At 42.0% G+C, this 2,897-nt stretch carries 4 protein-coding genes; 2 read left to right on the forward strand and 2 right to left on the reverse strand.

The annotated features are described in order from the left end of the window. Positions 1-235: 235 nt before the first annotated feature. Both nhaA and A3757_RS17560 read right to left on the reverse strand, forming a co-directional pair. Positions 236-1,426: a Na+/H+ antiporter NhaA gene (gene nhaA / locus A3757_RS17555; protein WP_068511248.1), complete on the reverse strand. Its 1,191-nt coding sequence runs from the start codon at positions 1,424-1,426 to the stop codon at positions 236-238. Between the two features lie 55 nt (positions 1,427-1,481). Continuing rightward, positions 1,482-1,862, reverse strand: a complete 381-nt coding sequence (locus A3757_RS17560; protein ID WP_197470105.1) for an acyl-CoA thioesterase — start codon at positions 1,860-1,862, stop codon at positions 1,482-1,484. Between the two features lie 80 nt (positions 1,863-1,942). On the opposite strand from A3757_RS17560, the gene A3757_RS17565 reads away from it, so the two are divergent. Beyond that, positions 1,943-2,608 (forward strand): SDR family oxidoreductase, encoded by a 666-nt coding sequence (locus A3757_RS17565; RefSeq protein WP_068511247.1) that lies wholly within the window; start codon positions 1,943-1,945, stop codon positions 2,606-2,608. Positions 2,609-2,657: 49 nt separating this feature from the next. After that, on the forward strand, positions 2,658-2,897 hold a 240-nt coding region (locus A3757_RS17570), incomplete at its 3' end, for a hypothetical protein (protein ID WP_156506390.1).

Genomic DNA, 2,897 nt, shown 5'->3' on the forward strand with positions numbered 1-2,897 from the left:
GCTTAGAGTAATTTTTTTCATGTGTGTATCCTAGTTGTATTACATTGAATTTGGTGTCTGGTCAGATTAAAGCTATTTATATGCCTGTTTGAAAAAAATTATATAAAACAATATATTGAGTTTGTTTTTTTCTTGTTGTTTTTCATAGGTTGTAAAAAATATCGACACTTATATCTATGTCTGATGTGACCCCATGAAAGGCTTGCTAGCGAATATAGTCTAATTTAGCTAGCAGTTATTTCGGTAATGCTTTGTTCAGGATAAAGAAGCCGAATATACCAGATATCAGCGAACCCACGACGATGCCAAGGCGTTCATCAAAGATCATGTTGACTCCGCTTTCTTCAAAGGCAAGTGAGCCAATAAACAAGCTCATTGTAAAGCCAATACCACAGAGTGCCGCTGTGCCATACAGGCTAAGCCAGTTCATGCCAGAAGGTAGTTGGGCTAGTTTAAGTTTAATGGCAAGCCAGCATAAACCGAATATCCCCACTTGCTTACCGACAAACAAGCCTAGCGCGATGCCAACGGGGACGTTATGAAGCATTTGCTCTAAACCTATACCTGATAGATTGATTCCAGCATTGGCGAAGGCGAAGACGGGGAGAATTCCAAAAGCAACGACTGAGTGAAGGTCATGCTCCAGATCTTTAAGCGGCGAGAACGAAGGGTTCTCTCTAGATTTCATAGGAATGAATATCGCTAGAACTACACCTGCAAGTGTCGCATGAACGCCCGATTTAAGCGTTGCAACCCACATAATGATACCGATAAAAATATAAGCACTTTTGGAGATGACATTTCGTTTGTTCATGATAATTAGGAAAGGGATGCAGCCTGCAACGATTATTAACGCGCTTAGCGATAATTTATCCGTGTAAAACAATGCGATGATCAGAATCGCGCCAATATCATCAAAAATTGCTAAAGAGGTAAGGAATATTTTAAGTGAGGTAGGAACTCTGGAACCAAGAAGCGTCAGGGCACCAAGGGCAAAAGCAATATCGGTTGCAGCAGGAATGGCCCAACCACTAAGGGCCTGAGGGTCTTCGTAATTAAAGTAAACATATATAAGTGCAGGAAATAGCATGCCACCCAGTGCGCCGATTCCGGGTAAGACTATATTTCGCTTGTCGGAAAGTTCGCCTTCTAATAGCTCTCTTTTTAGTTCTAATCCGACTAAAAAGAAGAATACCGCCATCAGGCCATCATTAATCCATAGCAGTAATGGCTTCGCGATTTCCAGTGCGCCAATCTTGACTTCTACAGGGGTTGATAGCAGCAATTCATAAATTGAAGATAAGGGCGTATTAGCAAACACTAAGGCAAGGACTGCTGCAAAAATTAGTAATATTCCACCGGCAGACTCAAGCTTAAAAAAGTCAGAGATAAAGTTTTGTGGATGGTTGTTTTGTAAAGAATTCATGATTAGCCTTAGACCTTACTTATGCTTATATCTTAAGTCGTAATTTACTTGGTAGTTACTCAATAGGGCATTTATTACCCAGTTCATCAATGCATACAAATGTGATTCGAGTTTCAAATAAAACTGTATCTTTGTCTTCGCGAGCGTTTCGTACTGAAATAAAATAAGTAATTGAAGAGTTTCCCTGTCGCTCAAGGTCGACCTTAAAACAAATTATTTCGCCACAGTCGATTCGATGTTTGAATTCAACATTATCGAGTGCAACGGTAACGAATCGCAGCCCTGGGTAGTGAAGGGCGGCCGTCATATAGGCGACTTCGTCTATCCACATCAGCAAGTTGCCACCAAACAAGGAGCCTTGGTGGTTCATATGCTCAGGTAATACTAACTTATGATGTTGCATGCTGAGTAAAGCTTTAGTTGCTTCGTGACTCATTGCATCTCCTTAGATAAATCGATAACGTTATATTCTATATATTATTATCGGCTTCACCAATAGATTTCGTAGGAGATATCATGTCAAAAAATATACTTGTAACCGGAGCAAATCGTGGTATTGGCTTGTCTTTCTGTCAGTACTATAAGTTTAAAGGTTACTCGGTGTATGCCGTCTGTCGTGAAGCTAGTGAAGAGTTGTTGTCGTTGGGGTGCCAGATAATCGCAGGAATCGATGTCAGCAAAGCAGAGGATGTGGCTAGACTAGGTGTTGAGCTTCAAGGTGTGAAATTAGACCTTCTTATTAATAACGCCGGAATTCTTCGAGATGAGGTATTGGGGCATATCGACTATGATCAGCTCGAAGAGCAGTTTCGCGTGAATGCATTAGGCCCCTTGCGAGTAACAGAGGCGCTTCTCGGCAATTTGGATAGTGGTGGTAAGGTTGCCATCATCACCAGTAGAATGGGATCCATAGCTGATAATAGCAGTGGCGGTCGCTATGGCTACCGCATGTCTAAGTGTGCCTTAAATATCGCCTCAGTTTCTCTCGCGATGGATCTAGAAGATCAAGGTATTGCTGTCGGAGTCTTCCACCCGGGTCTAGTGGGTACTGAAATGATAGGAGGCTATGGCGACATTACCCCTGATCAAGCTGCTGAGCGTTTAGCTCAGAGAGTAGATGAGTTGAATCTTACGAATACTGGTACGTTCTGGCATTCAAATGGGGATGTTCTGCCTTGGTAGCTAAGTGAGGTTTAACTGACACTTTTTAATCAAACCTCGTGAGGTGGAAATGCAGTTGTTGGGTGATATTCAAAATAAGTTAGAGCGAGATTTTGGCAAGCAGTGGTTGCTGGCCAAAGATGAAATTGAGGCCTTGTTTGTTAAAACAAATTGGCGTGTAACAAATCGAATTGTACGTGCGGCCATCTATGTCGCGGACGGAGACTTCGATGAGTTAAGTCGATCTATAGAGCGTGTCCTATCAGATTATAAAGATCTTTTATGGCAGGCGGAGTATGACCGGGGAGAT

Source organism: Oleiphilus sp. HI0117, assembly GCF_001635235.1.

Excerpts from the sequence above, each read along its gene's own strand:
- nhaA (WP_068511248.1), bottom strand. The coding sequence starts at position 1,426 with ATGAATTCTTTACAAAACAACCATCCACAAAACTTTATCTCTGACTTT.
- A3757_RS17560 (WP_197470105.1), bottom strand. The coding sequence starts at position 1,862 with ATGAGTCACGAAGCAACTAAAGCTTTACTCAGCATGCAACATCATAAG.
- A3757_RS17565 (WP_068511247.1), top strand. The coding sequence starts at position 1,943 with ATGTCAAAAAATATACTTGTAACCGGAGCAAATCGTGGTATTGGCTTG.